The sequence below is a fragment of the Enterococcus sp. AZ071 genome (assembly GCF_050499065.1).
Taxonomy (GTDB): Bacteria; Bacillota; Bacilli; order Lactobacillales; family Enterococcaceae; genus Enterococcus_A; species Enterococcus_A ferrettii.
On the sequence record NZ_JBIPAS010000004.1, the window covers coordinates 12,492 to 33,951 of the forward strand.

Genomic DNA, 21,460 nt, shown 5'->3' on the forward strand with positions numbered 1-21,460 from the left:
CGGTTAGTGGAAATAATCTTTCCAGGTTTTCCCCTCAGATTCCAAGTCTTTGCTGCAATACTTTATAAACTCAATCACTTCTTTGAAGAATTTCGTCATCGCAACAGAAAGCTCTTGTAAATACTTTTTCATTCCGCCACCTCTTTTAATTGGTTGCTGAGCCAGTATTCCGTCTCTCCATTTCCATTCAAACAAGCGCACAAGATCACTGTGGGAGAATCTGGTTCAAATATGTCTTTCATGAAATAATTCGCTACTGATGCTGCCGTCACTGAAACGATGTTACCTGCAAGTGTTTTGTATTTAATTCCTAATGTCATTCCTCTACCTCCAACAATTCTGGATTTTCGTGGATGTTTCCTACGACTTCATATATATAAATTGAACTACCTAGCGAGTGCATGAATTTATCGTGTCCTGAATTTTTTTCTTCTAGGTAAAACATCGTATTATCGCTTGAATACTTCACGATGCCTTTTACTTCTGCTGGAGTTAGTACACCAGTTATCAAATTTTGACTTCCAATTACAATATCCCCATCGAATATCTCCACACCGTTCTTGTCTTTCAGGCCTGTTGATTGCATGAGAACGACATCTGATAAGTCCCTATTATTATCATGCTTGTACCAAAGAATATCATTCTGACTAACTGTCGCAGTCTTTTCTAAAAAATTAATATCTAATACGTCTTGAACTGTATCCGTTAGCCTATCCCACCCTCTAAACTTCGGTATCATCTTGCACCTCCGACAATCCCCAAGATGCGAACACAGCTAGGACTTCAAATTGCTGCTTATTATCTAATGTATTGAATGCAGCCTCTAAGCATGACTTCCAAAAATCGCAAGGTCTAGTTTCATCGTAAAGATCACTGACTGCTGTTACAGGGTCTTCACTTTCCTTATAACAATCTATAAGCCACCCAAAAACTGCTTGCTGGTGGTCATTAAGTTTTGGATCATCTGGCAAGAGGCTTATCCGTCTCAATATTTCATTCGGTTCAAAATCATTTCGCACAACGCAATTTACAACGTAATTTTTAAGTTCTTCTTTTTGGTTCATTCAATCATTCCCCACTCAGCAAATGCTGCTAGGATTTGAAACTCTTCCATTTGATTTAGCTGGTAGTATTCCCTATATGGTGACTTAGAATAATAACCAGGCACGTTTACATTTTTATGGAGCAAATAGAGCATCTGAATCGGATCTTTTGACCGATTTCCAACCGCTGTGATCAACCACTCAAACACAATCTGCTGGTTTTTGTTGAGCTTAGTCTCTAAAGAAAGCTGGTATATCTTGTCAGCATACACAAATTGCTCGGTGAAGTTCATTTCTTTATGCATGAGGTCAAATGCTAAGTTGTTAATTTTTTCAAGCCTACTCATTCCGCCACCTCCTGGGACAATCCCCAGGTATCTCCATTAATGATTAATTTATTCATGTTTCACCTCTCCAAATTATGTTATAGTTAATCTGTTGGTAGGTTTTTACATTCCTGTATCTACCAACAATTGGCTACCTTCCCTGCAGGTTCGGTAGCCTTTTTTCGCGTCAGACTATACTTTTTCGACTGTGCCGTCAATCAGGTTTGCTACTGCATCAGCTTTTACTTTGTCACTGAACTTATAAGCATCTTCTTGAACTAGCGCGGTTGTTTCAGCAATAAAGCCAATTCCTTTTCCTAAAGCGAGTGATTCAACATACTTACCATTATCCTTTCGCTTCACAACCCACTTCGGCTCTTCCTCGACCTCGTAGCCGAATAGCCAAGCTTGAGCAAAGATATTTTGGTTAATGCTATCTTCTAACCATTTTATCGCTGGATATAAATAGTCAGGGATTTTAAAATCTCTATCCAACCCGCTCAATGCTTCGGCTAATGTCCGTTCGTTAGCGATACAGTAGTTAATATATTCTGCCATGATCGCAGGCACTTTGACTTTCTGCGGTTCGTCTAGTTGTTCGACTAAGCCGATAGACTCGCTAATACCAGCGTTATATCCACTCTTCCAAGTATTCGGATTTTCTGATTCTTGGAATGATTCTAACTGCATAATCAATTCTTGTTTATTCATTTGGCACCTCCGCTGGTTCGACTTTGCCACCGACTTCATTGGCAATTCTTTCCGCCTTCTCTTTATCGGCGAAGACAGTAGCCTCTAGTATAAATCCAGGACCATCATCGATAATGAAAATTGCTCGTTCCCCATCTTCGAAAGATTTGTAGATAAGCATTTCTCCTACTCTGACGATCCATCCCGGTATAACTTCGTAGCCATAACGCATTGCATCAGCTAGTAAAAATATTTTATCTGTGTCATCTGATAACCAGTCATAAAATGATACGGAATACTTCCATTTTGCTTCTACCAATCCTTCCGAATCAGTTGCATATTGAACATCAGAATATAATTCGATCAAGTCATATGTGGTATTATTCTCAGAGAGCCATTCCGCAGCTGCTTTCGGAACCTTAATTTGTTGTGGTTCCCTTAGCTCACTAACCAAATCCTCGGCTTCTTTAAAAAGTTTAATAGTGACAGTCTGAAGATAATCAGCCCGGTCATCATCACTGACATCAGTAAAATCAAGTTTTTTTATCATAGCTCTGCTGGATTCAATCCAGTTTAGTAGTTCTTGTTTATTCATTCAATCATTCCTTTCTAGCCTGAGTTAGTGGAATCAAACAAACCATCTAACTATGTCAAATACAACTGCAACAGTTACACTATTTCCTGCATGTTTATATAGTTGACTATCTGAACTTACTTGCGCTGCTCTATCAAATGCCCAGTCAGGGAATGTCTGAAGTCTCCAACATTCTCGGGGTGTAAGTTTTCTGATTCGATGGGTTTCTGTAATCACAGCTTGTTTTTCATCAGCAAGCAATGTATGCGCAGTTTGCTTACCTATTCGTCCACGTCTAGTTTTTGAGTTTACATGTGAAATGTTTATGGAATCTCCGGGTGAAGCTTCTGAATACCCTCTTTTTGTCGCTTCTTTTACGAGTATTTTTGGTTCTTGCCCACCACCTTGCATAGTAGACAATGTGGGAGCCACTCCCTCTGGATCATATATTCTTGAATTTTGGTCATGGCTTCCAGGCAATTTCCCGGCTATCATTATCCCATGTCTGTCTTGTGCTGTTAGTGTAAACATTTCTTCCCCATCCGACTTAAAGCGCCTACCATTCTGTCTTTTGTCTAAACGATCAGGCGTCAAGACTGGAATTGCAACTTGTCTAACATTTTTGTAGTCGGTAGCTAATAGTGTTCCTGAAATGCCGTCCGCACCATAAACAACGTCTTTGTCTCCCCATCTAGTGGAACCTATTGGTTTCGTAGAACCAACAATATTTATTTCGTTGCGTTGTGTATCAGAGCTTTTACTTTCTCGTTCGAGAGGAAATACTTTTCTGGTACCTGCTCCTCTAAGATGTCCAACAATGAATACTCGCTCCCTGTTTTGGGCAACGTACTCTTTAGAGTTAAGCACACTCCATTCTGCATCGTACCCAAGTTCATCCAAGGTTCTGAGGATTGTCTCGAACGTAGCCCCTCCTTCGTGATTGAGGAGTCCCTTGACGTTCTCAAGGAGTAGATAGCGTGGTCTGAGAATAGATGAGATCCTTGCAATTTCAAAGAAGATAGTTCCCCTAGTATCAGCGAAACCTTTCCGCTTTCCAGCAATACTGAAAGCTTGGCACGGAAATCCTGCGGAGAGAATTCCAAGTTGTCCAATTCTTCTTTGCAATTTTCGAAGAGACTTATTTGATAAGCTTTTGACATTATGCCACTCCCATTCACTATATTCTTTCTCCCCGGTCAAACCATGAATTGCTTTATAACTCGCCCGGGCATGTTTATCTATTTCTATGAAGCCGACACATTCATGACCGGCCGCTTCTAATGCGAGACGGAAACCGCCGATCCCGGCACACACATCTAAAAACTTCATTTTCCATCTCCTTACTACTGGTGGTTAATAGAACTGTCTTAATTCATTTCTGTCTAAACTGTCAGCGAATGCTATAGCAACAGCTGCCACTTGAATAAGTTCAGTACGTGCTTGTTCTAATCGATGAACCTCTGATAAAAACCCATACTCGTTTATCTCTTTTGCAACTTCGCCAACTTCCTCCGAAAGAATACTATGCCAAAGAAGAGGGCTATGGTTTTGTGTTCCCCATTTTTTCTCTTGTCTCTTACGTTCATCAGACACCGATTTAAAAATATCGACTTCCATTTTTTCCACTCCTTGCTTTCCTTGGTTACTGTCTATCCAACTCTTCGAATAATTCCCAGTGCTTATCACCCAAATTAATGTTATAAGGAATGGTTTCATCTGCTTCTTCGTCATAACCAAAATCCCACAAGTCATCTGCTACAGAAGTTTGACACCATGCAACTCCAATCACTTCATCAACTTCCTGCATGGATTTAATCACTTCGATTTGTTCATCAAAATTTGAGGCGGGATGAGTTTCCCAGTACTTTTGAAAGCCTTCAATCAATCGATCAAAATTTCTTTTACTAACATAGACTTTATCGAAGGTGCTCCCTAAGAGAATATCCTCATAGCCTTCATAGAAACCTTTATTGAAGTGCCCCCAAGTTTTCTTAAAGCCGAACATCATGCCATCATTAAGATCATATTTTTCATTTAGACTGTTCCAAACGTGCATGCCACCTAACCAGCTGTTCTGGGCTTCTCCATAAGGAGTCACATCACCATTTTTAATTACTGCATAAATTTCTGTTGTGCTCATTTATTTTCCTCTTTTCTTTTTTCGGTACTTTCGGTCTTGATCAGACTATCCTTCAGCGGTAGCTTGGTCATACTCATTCCAAAACGACTCTATATCATGATCCATTGCTATTCTCATAAATTCCTTAACGACATCTTTAGAGAATAGTTCAGAATCACAATACTGACTTATCGTTACTGCTAAGGCAGTCTTTTCGGTCTCCCCAGCAATCAGTTTAGTGACATAGCTATTCATCAACCAGCTGACTTGTTCTTTTTCATCCACCACTTATCAACTCCTTTTTCTCTGCTTCATCGGTCGTTAATTCAGTTAGAAATCTGAGTCCTCGTAACTAACTTCTAAATGATTCTTCATATGAGCTTCTATCTCTTCGTTAATCTCGTCATGCGTTGCGTCTGCATGCACTTCGTATTGATCTAGTACTAATTGCATGCCGCTCACTTCTACAATGATGTCAATTTTTCTTGTTTCCATCTGATCATCTCCATTCCGTTAAATCTTCCGTTAGTGGACCCATTCTTAAAAAAACTCACTGAAATCCAACCATCTATTTTCTATCAAGTTGCCTATCTTAAATACTTGCCTACCAGGACCATAGTCTTCTATGCGAATAAACTCGCCCTTTAGATCTTCCCATTTTTTTACACCTACCACGTTCAGTATTTCAGCGATTACACTCATTGATTTAGGGTGTGGTATACGTCCACCAATCTTTTTATCGTATTCGTCCAAAGCATAAGAACCAATGCTAACCCCCCATCCGTCCCCTTCAACGACTAGAGCAAACGTTAAAATTCCGTGGTCATCGAATCCTAAAAATGTACTAGTGATTTCCCCGTTTGAAATCTGCATGCCTTTTCTCCTTCCTTTACCGAACATCAATATCCGGCACTAACGCACTTGGCTTAATCGTGATCTTGAATTGATACTGATTTGTCTTGTTCTTCTACCTGCTGATTGAGCAACTCGTGAACTAATTTGTGTCCTTTTACCGTAACGGTTGTAGTTCTTGGCTTTCCATCAATATATTTGATTAATTTTTGTTCTCTCAACCTATTGATGTATTTATGAACTGTTGAAGAAGAACTTAGCCCTACAATCCCACAAATCTCACGAACTGCTGGCGAATAGTCATGCTCCTGACGGTAGTTAAATATGCAAAGAAGAATTCTATCTGCTGTCTTCATCGATCTGCCTTCTTTCTTGGCACCATCCTGGTCAAAACAACCACCGTGCGATTGTTTAATTTATCAATCAGGTGATCATCTTCTTTCTGAGTAGCGATTATTTTTACAACGGCCGTATTCGTCAGAATGTTTTCGACTTCACCAATGAATGGAAATTTCCATGATTCGCCTTCACGCGGGTAACATAGATAAATCCCACCTATTTGAACATTCGGCTTTTTAGCTCGCTTTCGTCTAATCGGTACATTCTTAATTGCTCCCTCTCGGCCAATAAAAGGTTCTGTAATCATTTAATTTCCTCTTTTCTATTGCATGCTTGTTAAAACGGCAGATCGTCATCGGCAATATCGATTGAACCGCTGCTAAACGGATCAGGGCTGTTCCCAAAATCAGGAGTAGTGTTACCCTGTGGTTGTGCATTGTTTCCAGACGGGTTCCCATTCTGGCGTTGCTCATTTGCAGCACGAGACTCAAGTAGTTGAAAGTTATCCGCGACTACTTCGGTCACATAGACACGCTGTCCTTGCTGATTCTCATAGTTTCGAGTTTGAATGCGCCCCGTAACACCTAACAGCGTCCCTTTACGGGCATAGTTTGCTAATGTTTCTGCTGACTTACGCCAAATCACACAGTCGATGAAATCTGCTTCACGAGTCCCATCTGCGCTTGTGAAGTTGCGATTGACTGCTAATCTAAACGTAGATACGGCAACTCCTGATGCGCTATATCTTAATTCTGGATCTGCTGTAATTCTTCCCACCAAAACAACATTGTTTATCATATTTTCTTCTCCTTTAAACCTAGTTTTTCTAATCGATTGTATATAGTTCTTCTTGTGACTCCCGTTAACTCTGCAATCTTCAATACAGGGACTCCTTGCAAGTACAAGCTTTTAACGTCTTCATCTACATTTTTGTAATTAGGGTGGCTACTTCCTACCCACCCCAACTTTATTGTTGCTATAGAGTTTTTCTTTCTAGTTTCCTTGCTTCTCTCAACACCTTTGTGGTGTAACCTTGTATGCATACCCCTGTCCATTATTTGAAGATTTGCGAATCTGTTGTCTTTCTTATTTTCGTTTTTGTGATGAACTATAATGTTGGGGTCTAAGTAAAAACCAACGACACTCTCAAAAATCACTCTGTGTTCCAATACGTACCCATTTTCATAAGCATTTGGATGTGTTGGGATTTTTAGCAGCACGTATCCTTCGTTGGTTTGTTTTTTGCCTAAAACATTGTGAATATCTAACCCAATTTTTATCGAGTATCTGACTTCTTTTTCTGTCGACGCTCCCACGTAATCACCTCCGAAAATCTGGATCTTTTGTAAATCGTCCGACTAAAACAACGTTGTTAATCATTTATTGTCCTCCCGTATTCGTTCATAGAATTTTAAAGCGAATTGCCTTTGCTGCTGATAGCCCTTTTCCATAAGTTCCCAAAAGTCGAAAGATTTCTTCTTTTGTTGATTGTGATAAATAAGGTATCCTACCCAATACTGGCAAAATAGCCGTTTAGCTCTTTCGTCTTGTTCAGTACCGCCATTTACTATGTGAGAAGCATAGTTATTTAGAAATGGTGTTAAAACGTCCCTGTAATCGTCTGGTAGCTTATTGTGCACTAATTTGAGTAAATCATAGTCTTCCATGTTTCCTGCGCTCCTCTATGATTTTATCCGCCTCTAAGAGCACATCTGAATCAGTCTTTCTGCCTTTGGGCGGTTCTTTGATATGTGCTGGTACCTTTTCGAATCTTTTTCCATTCGATTTTTTCGGAGTAAGGTCATACTCATCTTTGTATCGTTCATCTCTGATCCATCTGAATAGTTCTGCAGGTGAATACCATTCGTTCAATTGAATATATTTCAAGTAGTCATTGAACCCTTTATCAAAGTCAGATAAACTATTTTCATCTGTGACCTTTTTCTTAAACTGTTCAAGAGCTTTCTTTTTTTGAGTTTTCTTTGGATAGTTTTTCCAATACCCCTCGAAATTCGAGCTATATATATATTTATTAGTTGTATTATTAGACTGTATTATTCTCTTAGAAGTTTTTTTCATGGGGGGCTGGAAGTTTTCTTCACTACCCTCATGAAATTTATTTCCACCCCCATAGAAATCACCAGTGGTTGGAAATGGGCAAATAAAGATTAATCTTTTTGCTACTTCTAAGGAGTTTTCTTTGTACTGCAGCTGAATTCTGATATACTCTCTTGATTCAAGTTTCGACAACCAGTTACTTACTGTTCTCTTACTAACGTTATACAATTCAGCAAAGTATTGGTTTGTCGCCCAGCAATAGCCCATTTCATTCGCTAATGCCGTTAATTCTCCATACAGCAACTTCGCATTACCTGGCAGCTCAGAATCATATCTGATAATTGCTGGAATGATGGCGTAATATCCTTTTTTCAACTGCACCCCTCCATTCTCAGGCAGGCTTATTAGGCAACTGCCAATCTTTTATTTCATAATTTGGATCAGAGTCTCGCTTATCCATCTTTGCTGTCCGGATTATCCCCTTCAACAGCTTGATTAAATAACTGTTCCGTTTCATACTTTTCATCAAACTTCATGATTTGAGCATTCGTCATGATGCCGATTTTTATCAAGGCATCTTTATCTAAATACACAGCAGTAATCTGATACTTGTTTAGAAATTCCGTTTGCCCTAAATCGTGAGCTATATTGTGGTGAACCCAACATAAACTTGCGAAAGGAAATAGGCGGTGATCAACATTTTTACGGTGTCTATTTCCTACTGCTGTTACATGGTGTATTTGTGCGTGTGGCCGCCCGCAAACAGCACACTTTCTGTACTTGCAGCAATAATAGAAAAAACTATTTTGTTCTAGTAAATATGAATACCTTTTATTCAGCTCTACGCCTTCTTTAAGAACAAACTGAATTAGTTTTGTTATCCAAATGTTCCCCTCGTCCATCGTCGCAAGCTCGTGACTAAAAGCTTCATCTTGATCGTACTCGTAATCATACTTCAGGATGTTTTCTACATGTTCTGGATCGTCTACCCACCAATTTGCTATGTCCCTGATTAAAACGTGAGAGAGAGCATTTTGTTTAGCTGAGAGGGGTTCGTTATCTATAGGCTTTACTTTGACTAGATTATCCTTGCCTCTGGCTAACATTTTCAGGTACTCCGCGTTGATTTCTTCCTCAAACTCGATAGTCATTCGATTACCTTCATGGCTTACAATTTTGCATAAATGAAACATCTACATCACTTCTTCTCTGGCGGCTTCTTGGAGTCAAATAGTTCTCCTTGTTCTGTTTCAGAAGGCTCAGCATCTTCTACCTTTTCAAGCATAGCTTTCAAGTTTTTAAGGCTCTTAATAGGTAGATCATCAAGTTTGCGACCATTCGTTTTGCTCATCATGGCTTCGTATACTTGTTTTTTGCTAGGGGATTCTTCAGATATTCCCACAATTTCCAGTATCAAATCTCTTCTTTGTTTTTCTAGGTCAATTCCTTGATCAGACCAATCAAAAATCTTATGTCCAACCTCGGTAGTGACTCTGAAAGGAGCATCAAACATATTGGAATTGTCTTTTGTTGATTCGGCTATGTGATCTTGGTCCATTCTTAAGGCAATAGCAAATTCATATTCAAGTGCATCCTTTTGATCTGGCTTTAATCCCATCTTCACAATTTTTGTTTTGCCATTTTCTCCCTTATCGAAATCATAGGCTTGCTTGCTTCGAGAGGTAGCAATTACATACACACTGTTGCCGGTTACCAGTTTCAAAAATTCCTTTTCCAAAGGCTTTACTTTGTTCCATGCTCCCATGCTTTTAGCAGAATTACCTTCTGTAATACTTTCTACCTGCTCTAAAATCCCACCTTCACCGCTCCATGCGTGGGAGATTGAGTCAACAACGATTACTTCAACACCCGACTCTTTCATTAAGTTGAAGGCTTTTATATAATTGCTGACAGTAAACGGGGATTCGAAATCGAGATGAAGAAATTCACCGATAAATACATCTGCCACTGTTGCTCCCGCATAAAGTAAAGCTCGCTTGTGTTCCGTATCGATCACACCAACTTTTCCCCACTGTTCCTCATCTGACATATCAGGAAACATTTTTTCAACGATTCCTTTTGCAATAAGAAGCGCAGAAATTGTTTTGCCACTACCACTAGCGCCTGTTATCATAATCGGGACTTTTAATTTTTCCCGCTTAGCCTTTTTAACTTCCATTTGTCATCCTCCTAATCAATGAGTTCTTCAGATGACACAAACCCACTTAAAGCTTTGTGCCCGCGACAGTAATCGCATTTGCCACACATAAAAGGTCGTTCCTCACCATTTTTTACTGCCATGACACGTTTAATCTTTTCCTTAACTCCATTAAGAGCAACAATCAGCAGTTCTTCCCTAATCTCTATCGCCTCAATATCACAAGGAGTTTGTTTGCTGACAGCGATAATGTATGGAGTAAAAGCTTTCTGATATTTCTGTTCCAGTAAAAATTTATATACTGCCATTTGCTCGTAATATCCAAAGCATTCAACAAATGGTGTCCACACTCGACGCGATTCCGACCAAAACTTTTTATGGATATCAGCAGTCGTTTTTATATCCACGAAATAACCTTGCTCCACATTTAAACAATCTATTTTTCCTTTCCATTCTTCGCCAAACAGTTCTCCGGTAACGATCACTTCTTTTTCTCCTTGGTATAAATCATTAAAGAAAGCATCTTCTTTTAAACGTTGAACCATATTCTCCGCAACAATAAAGTTAGCTCGTAGCTTCCCTTGTTTGGTTAACATTGCTGCTTCATTCTCTTTTTTAAACTCTTCATGCGCTTCTTCACTTTCGAATGCAGTATGGACATAATTCCCAACAAGAAAGGCTTCTGTATTTTCTGGTGGAACTTCTCCTGTAAGTTCTGCCATTGCTTTTGCTTCACATGATGTGAAAGCTTTGTATTGTGACGCTGATAGATATTCCCAGCGCTTTAAGTAATAATTCTCTTCTGTTAAAATCATTTATTTTTCTCCTCTATTTCCTCTGGCATGCTCACATTAATGAAGACAGGGTTCTCTGGATCAGCCATTGCAGCATCATAGTCAAACATGGTATAATCACCTCAAATATTTTTGTACGTGCGACTTACTACTTGGCGGTGGAAGTCGCTTTTTTCATTACTTCTATATGTTGCTTGGCTAAGATTGTGGACTTGTTGTGTCTCCACCAACGATCCGCACATATTTTCCCGTAGCGCAACGCTTCTTTTCTGGTCAACAAACAACTACCTCCTATCTGCTTTATTTTTCTGAACTAAATTCGCCACAATTAACATAGCAAACAAGGCTGCTCCTGCTTGCCATTGCCCTAATAGAAAGGTCGCTGTCATTGCTCCTGTCAGCATCGTTTTTTTCGATCTACGCCTAGCTATATCATTTGCAACTGATGCAGGCACCTTTATTACATAGTAGAAATCACTGCGCATTTTCCATACTCCTTACTAAGTCTTGGATTATTTCATCTATTGTTCGATATGCATAAGACGAAATACTATTTTTCGATTTATCATTTACTCTCAATTTTTGGTATAATACTGATATCAGAAACAAACTTTTTGAATTAAAAGATAGGGGTGCTTTATGGAAATTACTGACCTAATTCAATTATTCGCAATCATCACTTCTCTAATCGTTTCTGTAGTTGCAATTCTTCAAACGCGGAAGTCCATTAAAATGACTGAAGAGAGTATTAGAGATGCTAACAGACCTTACTTGTCAATTTATGTTGAAACAATAGAGATCTCTTCTTTTTCAAAGTACTTTGTAATCAAGAATTTCGGAGTAACGTCGGCTAAAATACTTGATTTATCTTTTAGTAGAGAACTAGATTCTAGTAATAAGAAATTCAACATGAACTCATTAATAAATGGAACATTAGCTCCAGGACAAAAATTAACATCGTTTATGGATCCTAAGTACAAAGAAACGGTTGATGTAACCATCACATACTCAGATCTACAGGGTAAAATATACAAAGAAACATCTTCAATTAAGACTGATATGCATTCACATTTATTGTGGAACACATCAAAAAAAAGCACCGATACGAAAGAGGCAACTGCTATAAAGCAGTCTGCACAAGCTATTATTAAAGCAATGAAGTAGTTCATTTGAGCTACTTTTTCTTTTCCATTTTTTTAAGTCTTTTATGGTTATTTACTATAACTGGAATGGAAATCATTAAAACAATTACTGTTCCAAATAAAAGTATCCAATCTTTAAGTGACATCTTATCCCTCCTTTACATAGCCCTCAGCTTGCCTGAGATTCGGCGATTGTATAGTACTTTAGCGTCGTATTCTTCTTTTGCTAACTGAGTTGCTGATCCGTCGTATTCATGCTCATGACCACGTTTGCCTACAGGTTTTACGCCGCCATCTTTTAGTACTGTTTGAACATGCTTTTTAGAGCATCCCCACTTAGCAGCAAGTTCGCTAGTAGTAAAGATTGATTGTTTAGACTTAGCGAAATAGGTGTTTTCAACTGCTTTTAGTTGTTCGTCATTGTTTTTAGCGATCATTGATCGCAGACCGTATAAAATCATTTCTTCGTGCTCTGTCACTTCCATCATTGGCATTAGTGCCACCTCCTAAGTTTTTTGGTACACTCACTATAGAAAGTGAGGTGATAATAATATGGGTAAAAATCAACATGTCGTGCCTAATTCCAAAGGTGGTTGGAATGTTAAAGGCGCCGGAAACTCTAAAGCAACTGCACATACTGATACAAAAGCCAAAGCAACAAAAATTGCTAGAGAGATTTCTAAAAATCAGGGTTCAGAATTATTTATTCACGGACGAGATGGAAAAATTCAAAGTCGTGATAGTCATGGAAACGATCCGCATCCACCAAAGGGTTAATCATATTGAGGTGTTAGCCTAATTCTGTACCCGTCAGCAGGAGTTGCATCTGTCAATGTGACTTCTGCTACTTTTTTTCCATCATTCGTTTCTACAATTAATTTCGTGTACTGCTCTTCGTTGAGAATTTCAATTTTTTCTTCTTTCATGTCGCCACCTCCTAGCTAACTCGTTCCTGTTCAATCATTGGCAAGTAATTGTTTTTCTTCAATGTTTCATATAAGAAGATGTGCCCTTTTTGCGTCCATTTCATGCGCGTCTTCACTTGCGAATTGCCGTTTTTATCTTCATAATCGAATGGTTCGATATGCGTGTATCCTTTGTCCTGGAACTTGCTATACAACAGCCATGTGCCACTTTGATTGAATTGGATTCCTAATTCATGTAGCAACCTATTAAACGTTACAGCGCTCATGCCGTAGTTCTTGGCAATCGTACTAACGGTTACCAATCCTTTGTTGTTTAGAATTCGGTCGTAGTAATCCGCCTTTGGCTGCAATTCATTTACTCGCTGCTCAGCAATCAAACGTAGTGTTTTTTCTTCTTTCAGCTTGGTGGCTACTTCAATCAGTAAATCTGGATTATCTAGCAGTTCATCTGCAGCGTACATTCCATGCTTTCTGATTTGTGGCAAGACTTCTGTTGCTAACCAATCCTGGAATTTTTCAGCTAAAGCGTTGTTTGCTTTGAATGCTAGTTTGTAAACCATTGGTTCGCTGATGAAGTCGTTTTTCGACACTTGTGTCGAAAGATATTTTTCAAGGTACTTATTGACTCTTTTCCAGATTACATATTCTTTACCGTTTTTGGTTTCAGTCAAGCCTAAACTTCTTGCTACCGTCTCAACATCAAACAACGATTCGCCGTTTTCTGTTTTGACCTCTAATTTGAATAGATTGTTTTCGAACTTCTGCGTGTTCATTTTTTCCTCCTCTTACTATGATTTATAATCATATTAAACTCAAAAAAAATTAGACAGGTGTCTTTTCTTTTTTCTCAATACCTAAAATATCATCGCTTGATACACCAAAAAACATAGCCATTTTAACGATATTGCTAGCGTTCATGGATAAGGGATCTTTTTCCCAATTGCTAATAGACGTTTGAGTAGTTCCAAGTTTCTCAGCTAATTCACGTTGTGACATTTTTCCTTTTCTAGCTCTTAGCTCAGCAATTCCCACCATGCAAATACCTCCTCCCCTTTTGTTTAACCAAACTATAACATGATTTAAAATCATAGTCAACAAAAATATATGATTTATAGTCACATATTTTTTTATCACTAGATATTTAGGTAAATGAGCAAAGAAACTTCTTAAATGCACTTGATTTAAAATCATATCATGATATAATATTCTTATCAAAGGAGGTGTGACATGAAAACTATTGGTGCTCGTATACGCGGATTAAGAGAAAAGAAAAATATGACGCAAACAGAACTATCTGAATATTTAGGCATGAAAACTTATACAACAGTCTCAAAATGGGAAAGTGATGACAATTTCCCTAAAGGTAAAGACCTGAAAAAGTTGGCAGAACTATTTGGCGTTAGCTCTGATTATTTACTAGGATTAAATCAAAATATCTCTTTCTCTTCTATTTCCGCTATCTACAACAAACTAGAGCCACTTAGACAGAAAAAAGTATACAACTTTGCTGAAACTCAATTAAGGGAGCAAAACAAAATCATTGACTTGGAACAAAAACGGAAATATAGAACACAGAGAACCGCAGAAAAAAGAGGCGTGTTGGGTGCTGGGTTAGGGGTATCGAACTATTACGAAGACATTTCTGACGAGAGCACTCATGAATGGGATATTATAGACATCCCTTCTGACGCTCCAATCAATTTCGATTGGGTATATATAGCTTCTGGAGATTCAATGGAACCTGAATACAAGGACGGAGATATAGTTTATTGTAAAGAAATCCCTGAAGGAGAGCGTTCTAACCTTTCTACAGACAAGATATACGTGATCCGGGTAAATGGGTTATCTTATCTCAAAAAAATTCGAGTGACTGAAAACGGAATGTATTTAGTTTCCTTGAACAACAAGTACGAAGATATGCTTGTTACAGAGGATGACACTGTGAAGGTTGTTGGAGAGGTGGTGAAGTAATTTGAAATCAATCTTGAAAGTTCTAATAGTTGCTTTAATGGGTACCGTTTTAATTGTAAAGAAAAATCCTATTATAGATTTCTTTCGTAAACTCCAAAAGAAAAAGTAAAAACGCCCATGCTGTCAAACATGGGCTTCAATCCTTTCCCCCAAGGATCTTAAAATAATTATATCAAAAAACAGGAGTGAATTGTATGTCAAAGAAAAAGATTACAGACAATGATGGTAAAACGTATATTATGAAGGAGAAGAAGCCTTTTTACAAAAAAATATGGTTTTGGATAGTAGTAGTACTTTTCGTGGCGATTATCGGTGGTGCTTTAGGTGGTGGTAGTGATGAACCTTCGACAAAGAAAGTGCCTGAAGCTGATTCAACTTCTTCTAATGACGATAATACATTAGACCAAACATTTAGTGTAGGAGACGTTGTTAGCTATAAAGGGTATGAAATCAAAGTTAATAAAGTTGATTACAGCCAAGGTTCTGAGTACATCAAACCTGATGATGGCAAGCAATTTGTGGTGGTAAATATTACTATAACGAATAATACTGACAACAAGCAGTCATACAACCCTTTTGATTATAGTTTAAACGCTGATGGCAATTCTACATCATTAACTTCTTATATGGAAGGTGTTGACACATTAAACAGTGGTGAACTTGACCCAGGCGCCTCAGTATCTGGAAACTTGGTAGGCAGCGCACCGACAGAGGCTACAAGTCTTAAACTCCAATACAAATCCAATTTCTGGAATGATGAAACTGTCGACATTAACTTGAAATAAACCAAAAACAACCACCCTCCCCGACCAAAGTTTGAGTGGTTGCACAGCAAATAAGTGTTTATTTGACGTGCCTTAGTTTAACACAGAAAGGAGATTATGGATATGGCTACAATAAAAAAATACACAAAAAAAGACGGATCGATCGCCTACCAGTTTAACGCATATTTAGGCGTTGATCCGTTGACGGGTAAAAAGAAACGGACAACCAGGCGTGGATTCAGAACGCAAAAAGAAGCAAAACTAGCGCTTGCAAAATTACAACTAGAAATTGAAGATGTTGGATTTACAAAGCAAGACTTTAGCACCTATAAGGATGTGTATGAACTATGGTTTGCGCAATATGTAAATACGGTTAAATCTACTTCCTCAGAAAGAGTGGCGCGGTATTTCGATTTTCAAATTCTTCCTGCGTTTGGTTCAATGAAGATCGGTAAAATATCTCCTGCTCATTGTCAAAAAGTTGTTAACCAATGGAATGAAAACTATGCCAATCCCGCCCACCTAAAGTCTTATACTTCTAAGGTATTCAAGTTTGCCATTAACCATGGTTTGCTACTTGATGATCCAATGAGCCGAATTATCATGCCAAAAAAACAACGAACTGTGAAAACAAAAGAAGAACAGAATTTTTTAGACAAGCAGCAATTGAAAGATTTTCTTACGTTGATCAAAGAAAATGAATCCTCTCAAGTATATACTATGTTTCACGTTTTAGCATATACAGGTTTAAGGAAAAGCGAGTTGTTCGCATTATCTTGGAGCGATCTAGACTTTACTTCAGATTCGTTATCAATAAATAAGAGCGTTGCGAATTTGAGCAAAGAAAGATATATAAGTACGACCAAAACAACTAACTCCGAACGAATATTGTCATTGGATAAAAACACGATAAGTTTACTCAGAAAATGGAAACTCGAACAAAGAAAAATGTTACTAACGCGAGGTATACCTGTGAAGTCGGACACTCAGCAATTAATCTTTAGTTCAGAGAAAAATGAAATTTTATATCACTACTATTTATCAAAGAAGTTGAATAAGTACCCTGATTATTCTATTACACCACATGGCTTTAGACATACTCATGCATCTTTGTTATTCGAATCCGGTGCTACGCTGAAACAAGTTCAGGAACGCTTAGGTCATAGTGACATTTCCACCACTTTAAATATTTACACCCACGTCACTAAAGCAGCAGAAAAAGATGTTGCAATAAATTTCCAAAAATACTTGGAATCTTAATCGGGTATTCAAAGGGGTATTCATTTTGTTAACTGCTCTATAAAAATACTGGTATACCAATGTTTTCCAACAAATAATATGGATAGTTCTTATCCACACCAGCCACTTACCTCTAAAGAATACTTGAGAAAAACCGCTTTGTATCAGCGTTTTTTATATTTTATAATGGAACTTAAAACACATTGATATGCTAAAAAGGGTATTCAAATGGTATTCAAAAACAAGCAAAATAGGCCACTCCCCGCCAAGTTAGGAAGTGGCCACGTAGATAACAACGGAGTTGTGAATACTCTCCACTGGTAGTATAGCACAAAAATGCCCACCTCGTTAGAAGTGGGCTGTTGGAAAGTGATACGTAAGATATTGAAAGGTGAATTAATTATACACCTTGATGCATATTGTGTAAATGTCAAAGGAGTAATTTCAAAGTTTCTTGACCTATTTTCAAACAATTTTTTAGAATAAACCTTTTTTATTGAAATGTATTTGTGGTAAAATATATTCAAAAAAAGAGGGTATTAAGTGTGAATGTAGTTGGTTTAAGAGTTGAACCCAGAATTATTAATTATACGATAATTAAAGATAACGGAGATTTCTTTCCTGATAAACTTATGGTTCCAGTATATTTAGACATGCCTAGAAGGTTGTCTTATATAAGATCTAATTTGTTATCGATAATCAAAGAAAATGGTATCTCGTATATAGGTTTAAGAGTTATAGAGCCTCAAGCTAACAATATAAACTTAGATAGAGTTAACATCGAAGGCGTAATACAAGAATTGATGTGTGATTGCAAAATCGAGGGGTACAAAACGTTTATTAAATCGCAAATCAAAAGTGCTCTACATTTAGATGATTTCAAACAATTGAAAGATTTATGCGCTAATGTTTCAGTATCATCACCTGATGATATACACTTAGAATACTGGAATAGTCTTTCTGTCAACCAAAAAGAAAGCATATTAGTAGCTATGTGCATTAGAGGTGATAATAATGGAAAATAGGTTTGAGATTAGGAATTTAATTGACACAAAGCTACAAATTGAAAAGATAAAGGATCTTTCTTCGGATACAGAAGGAAAGAATTCGACTGTCTTTCTTGGTCGCGACCCCCAAATGGACAAAGATTTTCTTATTAAGAAAATCAGTAAAACTAATTTAAGAATGTCAACTAAAGATATTTTTGAAGAAACAAAGGTATTAACGATGTCGGGACATAGAAATATTATGCCAATCCAATATGCTACTCAGGATGAAGAATATATTTATATGGCTTTACCATATTACCAACGGGGATCATTAAACAAAATGGCTAACGATTATGAAAGTAACATTCAATTAATAGGTTATTGTCTAGACTTTTTGAGCGGACTTGCTCATGCTCATGTACTAAAAATACTCCATCTAGATATTAAACCAAGCAACATAATTATCGATGATTCAGATAGAGCAATTCTTACCGACTTTGGTCAAAGTTGTAAATTGCCAGATGATGATTGTGTGCCTCAAGAAAAATCAATTTATTCTGCTAATATTTCTCCGACATTATTAGAGACAGGATTGGTATCTTTTCAAGATGATATTTATCAAGTCGGGCTAACTTTATATCGCATGTTCAATAATTTCTATTATGAAGAAAGTATTAATAGTATATCGAGCCAGTACGATTTGCAAACGAAAATCTTGAATAAAACTTTTCCTAAGAATCAATTTTTACCTCATATTCCTAAACAACTTCAACGTATAATAAATAAGTGTTTAATGAGAGATACCGTACTCTACAGTTCAATCATAGAAGTGATGAACGATATTGCTAAATTAGACCAGATGTTAGATGTGGGCTTTAGAAAAAATAAGAACAATAACCATCTTGAGTGGAAAAAAGTTACTGAAACAGCTATAATAAATATAGAGATGGATGAGTTTACTAATGAAGTAGTTGCATTCAAACAGAATAAGATAAGCGGAAATTCACAAAAAATTTCTACATTGAACAAAAGTTTTGAAAGCCAAAAAGACGCTTTGGGTGCCATTAAAAAATATTTATAGGAGTGGTTAAAATGTTAAAACCAATGCCTTCTTTAACACGAAGCGGTCAATCTTCAAACAAATCAATGGATGATCATAAGACAAAAAACTACAGTAAAAAAGAGATCGATGCTATTCTTAAGCAAACTAAACTCGTGACTGTTAACCATAAGTATTCAATTGTCGTTAAAGGAAAATAGTATTGATAAGTATGAAATTCAATAAAGATTTTTAAAAGAGATTTTTCTTATTTTAATAAAGTAAGACTATGTATACCTCACCCATATTTGGGTGGGTTTTTTTACATTTTACTAAATCAGTTGCATCCTCACCTGAATAGTTGTTACTTTTTGTTCAACTCTAATTAAATAAAAGTAACAGCAAAAAAGACAACTGCCTTCCCAAACAGTTGCCCTAGATAGAAAAGAAACTACTTCTATTGAAATAGTCTTTAAACTATTATAATATAATTAATTTTAAAGTAAACATTGATTTTTTTGATATCCAAACAGAGCGGCTTTTCCCATCAGCACACTTCCCCAAATGTCTGATCTCAGCCGCTTTGTCTATAAATATCTTGGCACATTTATGTTAATTGAGTGATACCTATAAAACATTATAAAATATACAATTAATTAACTCAAATGATATGTTCCTTCCACCCGATTAGATGAGATTTCACTTCATTTAAATGTCTAAATACCAGCGAGTTTCAGTAATATCATTGAACCCGCCCTTAACATCGCCTACAGGATCGTTGGTGCTGCGAATCATTACAATGATCGAATGTCCTTCAACATCTTTTTGATCCAGCTCCACGCTAAATCCAGCAACATCATTCCTGTTGTATACTTTTGCTGCATCGGCTCTTGGCAAATCTTTCAATTTGATTCGCTTCAGTTCTTTACCAGTCGTTCGGTCTAGAATGAATGCATACTGATATTTCTTAGTACGTGTGCTCCATCCTTCCGCCTTGATCTTTCCATTTACCGCACCGAACCCATCCAAATGACCTTTATCGTTTCCGACCTCCATCACTGAATAGTTTTGCCCAGCTCGATAAACATCCGTAACCTCAGAAGGGTTGGGATCGGGTAGAGTCGTATACCCGTTGTCAGTAATTCCTGTCAAATCGACATTTCCATCTAATCCACCTCCAACGTATGTGGATGTAAATTGATAGATTGCTACTCCGTCCATGCTTGGAAATACCGACCATACAGGGCTTGGAGTTACATTGTAGCTTGGATATGCTGCCATCCATAATGAATCAGGGAACTCTGCTAGAATTTGTTGATAATATACATTGGCTAAAGTAAATGGTTTGTAACTGTAATACATAGGAGTATAACCAGCGTCTCGAATTCTCCGCATCCCATAGAGGATTGTATCCGTATTTGCTTGCTTGTTCGAACTAGCTCCATGTTCAAAATCAAGAGCTACGATGCTACCCCGTGGAGTTTTTACCTTGGGTAAAAAGTAATCCATTGTAGTTTTTGCAATACTCATATTTCCCCAGGTATCATACCAGATATAAGTATGTGCTCGTTTTCCTTGTGCTAACACTGAATTTACTTGGCTTTCGTAAGTCCATTGATTGTAAAGCCCTCCGGCATTGTAACCACCGATTTGAGAGATTGCAAATTTATCATGGGCATAGCCAAATTGGCCATTTGCTCCTTGATAAATAGCCCAATCAACACCTTGATCACCTTTAGCAGCATTTACTTCCACTTGAAAATTTGGCAACAAAAAAAGAGCCAATAATAGGCTCAATACGATACTTTTCTTTTTCATTCATTTCCTCCTTTTCCACTTAATCCCTCAATAAATCGTGTAAACGCTTGGTGTAATCCGGTAGAAGCTAGTCCACTGATTGCACCAATAATAATTGACTCAATCGAGAACCCTTTTACACCTCCAGCAATTAACGCGCCAACAACAGCTAAAATTGTTGGAATGTAGTCATTGATATTGATCCGTTTAAATTGTTTCAAACAATATCCGAGTACTAGACATCCTGCCATAGCTAGCGGCATTAAATATTCTGCAAAGTTCATTTTCTTTCCTCCTTCGGTGGTATATTCGGTAAATCAAGAACCTTTTTGTACAATGTTTCTCCTGTGCCGTTACCGCCTAATTGGTGGTAACCTCGCCATAAATATTCTAAGTTTTCTAAATCATCAATTGATACCCACCCTTCTTCTAAATAACCAGAACACTGCTTATAAATCTTGTCATGCAGTATCGCCACATTCGCATACTCAAGACTCTTGAAACGTTGTTCTGTTTGATCCTTGTTTCCCTTAACAGCCTTGTAGATTTTATGGATGCATGCATAAATACCTCCCAACCCAAGAGCCATAAGAAAGCTGTTGATCTCTAGCAATTTGTCAAAAAACTCCATACTTCACCT

38 protein-coding genes are annotated in these 21,460 nt (G+C 37.5%); 8 read left to right on the plus strand and 30 right to left on the minus strand.

Translation table 11 applies throughout. The annotated features are described in order from the left end of the window. Positions 1 to 3: 3 nt before the first annotated feature. From IGI49_RS25040 to IGI49_RS25150, 23 genes are all read right to left on the minus strand, one after another. Positions 4 to 132 carry a hypothetical protein gene (locus IGI49_RS25040; RefSeq protein ID WP_429966168.1) on the minus strand — a complete coding sequence of 43 codons (129 nt, stop codon included), beginning with the start codon at positions 130 to 132 and terminating at the stop codon, positions 4 to 6. Next, positions 129 to 320: a hypothetical protein gene (locus IGI49_RS25045; protein WP_429966169.1), complete on the minus strand. Its 192-nt coding sequence runs from the start codon at positions 318 to 320 to the stop codon at positions 129 to 131. The genes IGI49_RS25040 and IGI49_RS25045 overlap by 4 nt, the downstream gene beginning before the upstream one ends. Continuing rightward, positions 317 to 739 carry a YopX family protein gene (locus IGI49_RS25050; protein WP_429966170.1) on the minus strand — a complete coding sequence of 141 codons (423 nt, stop codon included), beginning with the start codon at positions 737 to 739 and terminating at the stop codon, positions 317 to 319. The genes IGI49_RS25045 and IGI49_RS25050 overlap by 4 nt, the downstream gene beginning before the upstream one ends. Next, on the minus strand, positions 723 to 1,064 hold the full coding sequence (locus IGI49_RS25055) for a hypothetical protein (RefSeq protein WP_429966171.1): 342 nt from the start codon (positions 1,062 to 1,064) through the stop codon (positions 723 to 725). Before IGI49_RS25055 ends, IGI49_RS25050 begins: the two co-directional genes overlap by 17 nt. Beyond that, positions 1,061 to 1,390, minus strand: a complete 330-nt coding sequence (locus IGI49_RS25060) for a hypothetical protein (protein WP_429966172.1) — start codon at positions 1,388 to 1,390, stop codon at positions 1,061 to 1,063. The genes IGI49_RS25055 and IGI49_RS25060 overlap by 4 nt, the downstream gene beginning before the upstream one ends. Positions 1,391 to 1,561: 171 nt before the next feature. Then, positions 1,562 to 2,080, minus strand: a complete 519-nt coding sequence (locus IGI49_RS25065; RefSeq protein WP_429966173.1) for a DUF1642 domain-containing protein — start codon at positions 2,078 to 2,080, stop codon at positions 1,562 to 1,564. Next, positions 2,073 to 2,654 carry a hypothetical protein gene (locus IGI49_RS25070; RefSeq protein WP_429966174.1) on the minus strand — a complete coding sequence of 194 codons (582 nt, stop codon included), beginning with the start codon at positions 2,652 to 2,654 and terminating at the stop codon, positions 2,073 to 2,075. Before IGI49_RS25070 ends, IGI49_RS25065 begins: the two co-directional genes overlap by 8 nt. A 33-nt stretch (positions 2,655 to 2,687) precedes the next feature. After that, complete coding sequence (locus tag IGI49_RS25075) at positions 2,688 to 3,962, minus strand: DNA cytosine methyltransferase (protein WP_429966175.1); 1,275 nt, start codon at positions 3,960 to 3,962, stop codon at positions 2,688 to 2,690. A 24-nt stretch (positions 3,963 to 3,986) separates the two neighbouring features. Continuing rightward, complete coding sequence (locus tag IGI49_RS25080; protein WP_429966176.1) at positions 3,987 to 4,250, minus strand: hypothetical protein; 264 nt, start codon at positions 4,248 to 4,250, stop codon at positions 3,987 to 3,989. A gap of 25 nt (positions 4,251 to 4,275) precedes the next feature. Further along, positions 4,276 to 4,773, minus strand: coding sequence for a hypothetical protein (locus tag IGI49_RS25085; RefSeq protein WP_429966177.1), 498 nt, complete (start codon positions 4,771 to 4,773; stop codon positions 4,276 to 4,278). A gap of 45 nt (positions 4,774 to 4,818) precedes the next feature. Then, positions 4,819 to 5,037 carry a hypothetical protein gene (locus IGI49_RS25090; protein ID WP_429966178.1) on the minus strand — a complete coding sequence of 73 codons (219 nt, stop codon included), beginning with the start codon at positions 5,035 to 5,037 and terminating at the stop codon, positions 4,819 to 4,821. Between the two features lie 45 nt (positions 5,038 to 5,082). After that, positions 5,083 to 5,247: a hypothetical protein gene (locus IGI49_RS25095; protein WP_429966179.1), complete on the minus strand. Its 165-nt coding sequence runs from the start codon at positions 5,245 to 5,247 to the stop codon at positions 5,083 to 5,085. Positions 5,248 to 5,292: 45 nt separating this feature from the next. Then, the gene (locus IGI49_RS25100; protein ID WP_429966180.1) at positions 5,293 to 5,625 is read right to left on the minus strand and encodes a hypothetical protein; all 333 of its coding nucleotides are present in this window, start codon (positions 5,623 to 5,625) and stop codon (positions 5,293 to 5,295) included. Between the two features lie 53 nt (positions 5,626 to 5,678). Continuing rightward, positions 5,679 to 5,960 (minus strand): LexA family protein, encoded by a 282-nt coding sequence (locus IGI49_RS25105; protein WP_429966181.1) that lies wholly within the window; start codon positions 5,958 to 5,960, stop codon positions 5,679 to 5,681. After that, positions 5,957 to 6,250 carry a hypothetical protein gene (locus IGI49_RS25110; protein ID WP_207702696.1) on the minus strand — a complete coding sequence of 98 codons (294 nt, stop codon included), beginning with the start codon at positions 6,248 to 6,250 and terminating at the stop codon, positions 5,957 to 5,959. Before IGI49_RS25110 ends, IGI49_RS25105 begins: the two co-directional genes overlap by 4 nt. A 29-nt stretch (positions 6,251 to 6,279) precedes the next feature. Beyond that, positions 6,280 to 6,741, minus strand: a complete 462-nt coding sequence (ssb, locus tag IGI49_RS25115; RefSeq protein WP_429966182.1) for a single-stranded DNA-binding protein — start codon at positions 6,739 to 6,741, stop codon at positions 6,280 to 6,282. Next, on the minus strand, positions 6,738 to 7,259 hold the full coding sequence (locus IGI49_RS25120; protein WP_429966183.1) for an HNH endonuclease: 522 nt from the start codon (positions 7,257 to 7,259) through the stop codon (positions 6,738 to 6,740). The genes ssb and IGI49_RS25120 overlap by 4 nt, the downstream gene beginning before the upstream one ends. 60 nt (positions 7,260 to 7,319) lie before the next feature. Next, the gene (locus tag IGI49_RS25125; protein ID WP_429966184.1) at positions 7,320 to 7,610 is read right to left on the minus strand and encodes a hypothetical protein; all 291 of its coding nucleotides are present in this window, start codon (positions 7,608 to 7,610) and stop codon (positions 7,320 to 7,322) included. Then, complete coding sequence (locus tag IGI49_RS25130; protein WP_429966185.1) at positions 7,597 to 8,382, minus strand: helix-turn-helix domain-containing protein; 786 nt, start codon at positions 8,380 to 8,382, stop codon at positions 7,597 to 7,599. Before IGI49_RS25130 ends, IGI49_RS25125 begins: the two co-directional genes overlap by 14 nt. Positions 8,383 to 8,453: 71 nt before the next feature. Beyond that, positions 8,454 to 9,152 (minus strand): putative HNHc nuclease, encoded by a 699-nt coding sequence (locus tag IGI49_RS25135; RefSeq protein ID WP_429966186.1) that lies wholly within the window; start codon positions 9,150 to 9,152, stop codon positions 8,454 to 8,456. Positions 9,153 to 9,199: 47 nt separating this feature from the next. Then, a complete protein-coding gene (locus tag IGI49_RS25140) occupies positions 9,200 to 10,180 on the minus strand; it encodes an AAA family ATPase (RefSeq protein ID WP_429966187.1) in 981 nt (326 codons plus the stop codon). An 11-nt stretch (positions 10,181 to 10,191) separates the two neighbouring features. Continuing rightward, positions 10,192 to 10,974, minus strand: a complete 783-nt coding sequence (locus IGI49_RS25145; protein ID WP_429966188.1) for a PD-(D/E)XK nuclease-like domain-containing protein — start codon at positions 10,972 to 10,974, stop codon at positions 10,192 to 10,194. Positions 10,975 to 11,237: 263 nt separating this feature from the next. Further along, the gene (locus IGI49_RS25150) at positions 11,238 to 11,438 is read right to left on the minus strand and encodes a hypothetical protein (protein ID WP_429966190.1); all 201 of its coding nucleotides are present in this window, start codon (positions 11,436 to 11,438) and stop codon (positions 11,238 to 11,240) included. A 154-nt stretch (positions 11,439 to 11,592) separates the two neighbouring features. Between IGI49_RS25150 and IGI49_RS25155 the strand changes: the two genes are divergently transcribed. After that, positions 11,593 to 12,117 carry a hypothetical protein gene (locus IGI49_RS25155; RefSeq protein ID WP_429963738.1) on the plus strand — a complete coding sequence of 175 codons (525 nt, stop codon included), beginning with the start codon at positions 11,593 to 11,595 and terminating at the stop codon, positions 12,115 to 12,117. A 136-nt stretch (positions 12,118 to 12,253) separates the two neighbouring features. Here the strand turns inward: IGI49_RS25155 and IGI49_RS25160 are convergent, their stop codons facing one another. Beyond that, positions 12,254 to 12,589, minus strand: a complete 336-nt coding sequence (locus tag IGI49_RS25160; RefSeq protein ID WP_429966191.1) for a MarR family transcriptional regulator — start codon at positions 12,587 to 12,589, stop codon at positions 12,254 to 12,256. A 58-nt stretch (positions 12,590 to 12,647) separates the two neighbouring features. Here IGI49_RS25160 and IGI49_RS25165 point away from each other — a divergent pair, with 58 nt between their 5' ends. After that, complete coding sequence (locus IGI49_RS25165) at positions 12,648 to 12,872, plus strand: DUF2188 domain-containing protein (protein WP_429966192.1); 225 nt, start codon at positions 12,648 to 12,650, stop codon at positions 12,870 to 12,872. On the opposite strand, the gene IGI49_RS25170 is transcribed toward IGI49_RS25165, so the two are convergent. From IGI49_RS25170 to IGI49_RS25180, 3 genes are read right to left on the minus strand one after another with little or no spacing between them, the layout of a single operon-like run. Further along, entirely contained in the window at positions 12,869 to 13,021 is a 153-nt protein-coding gene (locus IGI49_RS25170; RefSeq protein ID WP_429966193.1) for a hypothetical protein, read from the minus strand. The genes IGI49_RS25165 and IGI49_RS25170 overlap by 4 nt on opposite strands. Positions 13,022 to 13,032: 11 nt before the next feature. Then, the gene (locus tag IGI49_RS25175; RefSeq protein ID WP_429966194.1) at positions 13,033 to 13,794 is read right to left on the minus strand and encodes a phage antirepressor; all 762 of its coding nucleotides are present in this window, start codon (positions 13,792 to 13,794) and stop codon (positions 13,033 to 13,035) included. Between the two features lie 49 nt (positions 13,795 to 13,843). Next, positions 13,844 to 14,056 (minus strand): helix-turn-helix domain-containing protein, encoded by a 213-nt coding sequence (locus IGI49_RS25180; protein WP_429966195.1) that lies wholly within the window; start codon positions 14,054 to 14,056, stop codon positions 13,844 to 13,846. Positions 14,057 to 14,248: 192 nt separating this feature from the next. Here IGI49_RS25180 and IGI49_RS25185 point away from each other — a divergent pair, with 192 nt between their 5' ends. From IGI49_RS25185 to IGI49_RS25210, 6 genes are all read left to right on the plus strand, one after another. Beyond that, entirely contained in the window at positions 14,249 to 14,992 is a 744-nt protein-coding gene (locus IGI49_RS25185) for an XRE family transcriptional regulator (protein WP_429966196.1), read from the plus strand. Positions 14,993 to 15,186: 194 nt separating this feature from the next. Beyond that, on the plus strand, positions 15,187 to 15,777 hold the full coding sequence (locus tag IGI49_RS25190; RefSeq protein ID WP_429966197.1) for a DUF4352 domain-containing protein: 591 nt from the start codon (positions 15,187 to 15,189) through the stop codon (positions 15,775 to 15,777). Positions 15,778 to 15,879: 102 nt separating this feature from the next. Further along, positions 15,880 to 17,016 (plus strand): tyrosine-type recombinase/integrase, encoded by a 1,137-nt coding sequence (locus IGI49_RS25195; protein ID WP_429966198.1) that lies wholly within the window; start codon positions 15,880 to 15,882, stop codon positions 17,014 to 17,016. A 524-nt stretch (positions 17,017 to 17,540) separates the two neighbouring features. After that, entirely contained in the window at positions 17,541 to 18,020 is a 480-nt protein-coding gene (locus tag IGI49_RS25200; RefSeq protein WP_207703757.1) for a hypothetical protein, read from the plus strand. Continuing rightward, the gene (locus IGI49_RS25205) at positions 18,010 to 19,065 is read left to right on the plus strand and encodes a protein kinase family protein (protein WP_207703756.1); all 1,056 of its coding nucleotides are present in this window, start codon (positions 18,010 to 18,012) and stop codon (positions 19,063 to 19,065) included. Before IGI49_RS25200 ends, IGI49_RS25205 begins: the two co-directional genes overlap by 11 nt. An 11-nt stretch (positions 19,066 to 19,076) precedes the next feature. Further along, positions 19,077 to 19,244 carry a hypothetical protein gene (locus IGI49_RS25210; RefSeq protein ID WP_207703755.1) on the plus strand — a complete coding sequence of 56 codons (168 nt, stop codon included), beginning with the start codon at positions 19,077 to 19,079 and terminating at the stop codon, positions 19,242 to 19,244. Between the two features lie 487 nt (positions 19,245 to 19,731). Here the strand turns inward: IGI49_RS25210 and IGI49_RS25215 are convergent, their stop codons facing one another. From IGI49_RS25215 to IGI49_RS25225, 3 genes are read right to left on the minus strand one after another with little or no spacing between them, the layout of a single operon-like run. Then, positions 19,732 to 20,841, minus strand: coding sequence for a GH25 family lysozyme (locus IGI49_RS25215; RefSeq protein ID WP_429963693.1), 1,110 nt, complete (start codon positions 20,839 to 20,841; stop codon positions 19,732 to 19,734). Then, entirely contained in the window at positions 20,838 to 21,104 is a 267-nt protein-coding gene (locus tag IGI49_RS25220) for a phage holin family protein (RefSeq protein WP_429963694.1), read from the minus strand. Before IGI49_RS25220 ends, IGI49_RS25215 begins: the two co-directional genes overlap by 4 nt. After that, positions 21,101 to 21,451 (minus strand): hypothetical protein, encoded by a 351-nt coding sequence (locus IGI49_RS25225; protein WP_429963695.1) that lies wholly within the window; start codon positions 21,449 to 21,451, stop codon positions 21,101 to 21,103. Before IGI49_RS25225 ends, IGI49_RS25220 begins: the two co-directional genes overlap by 4 nt. Positions 21,452 to 21,460 lie beyond the last annotated feature (9 nt).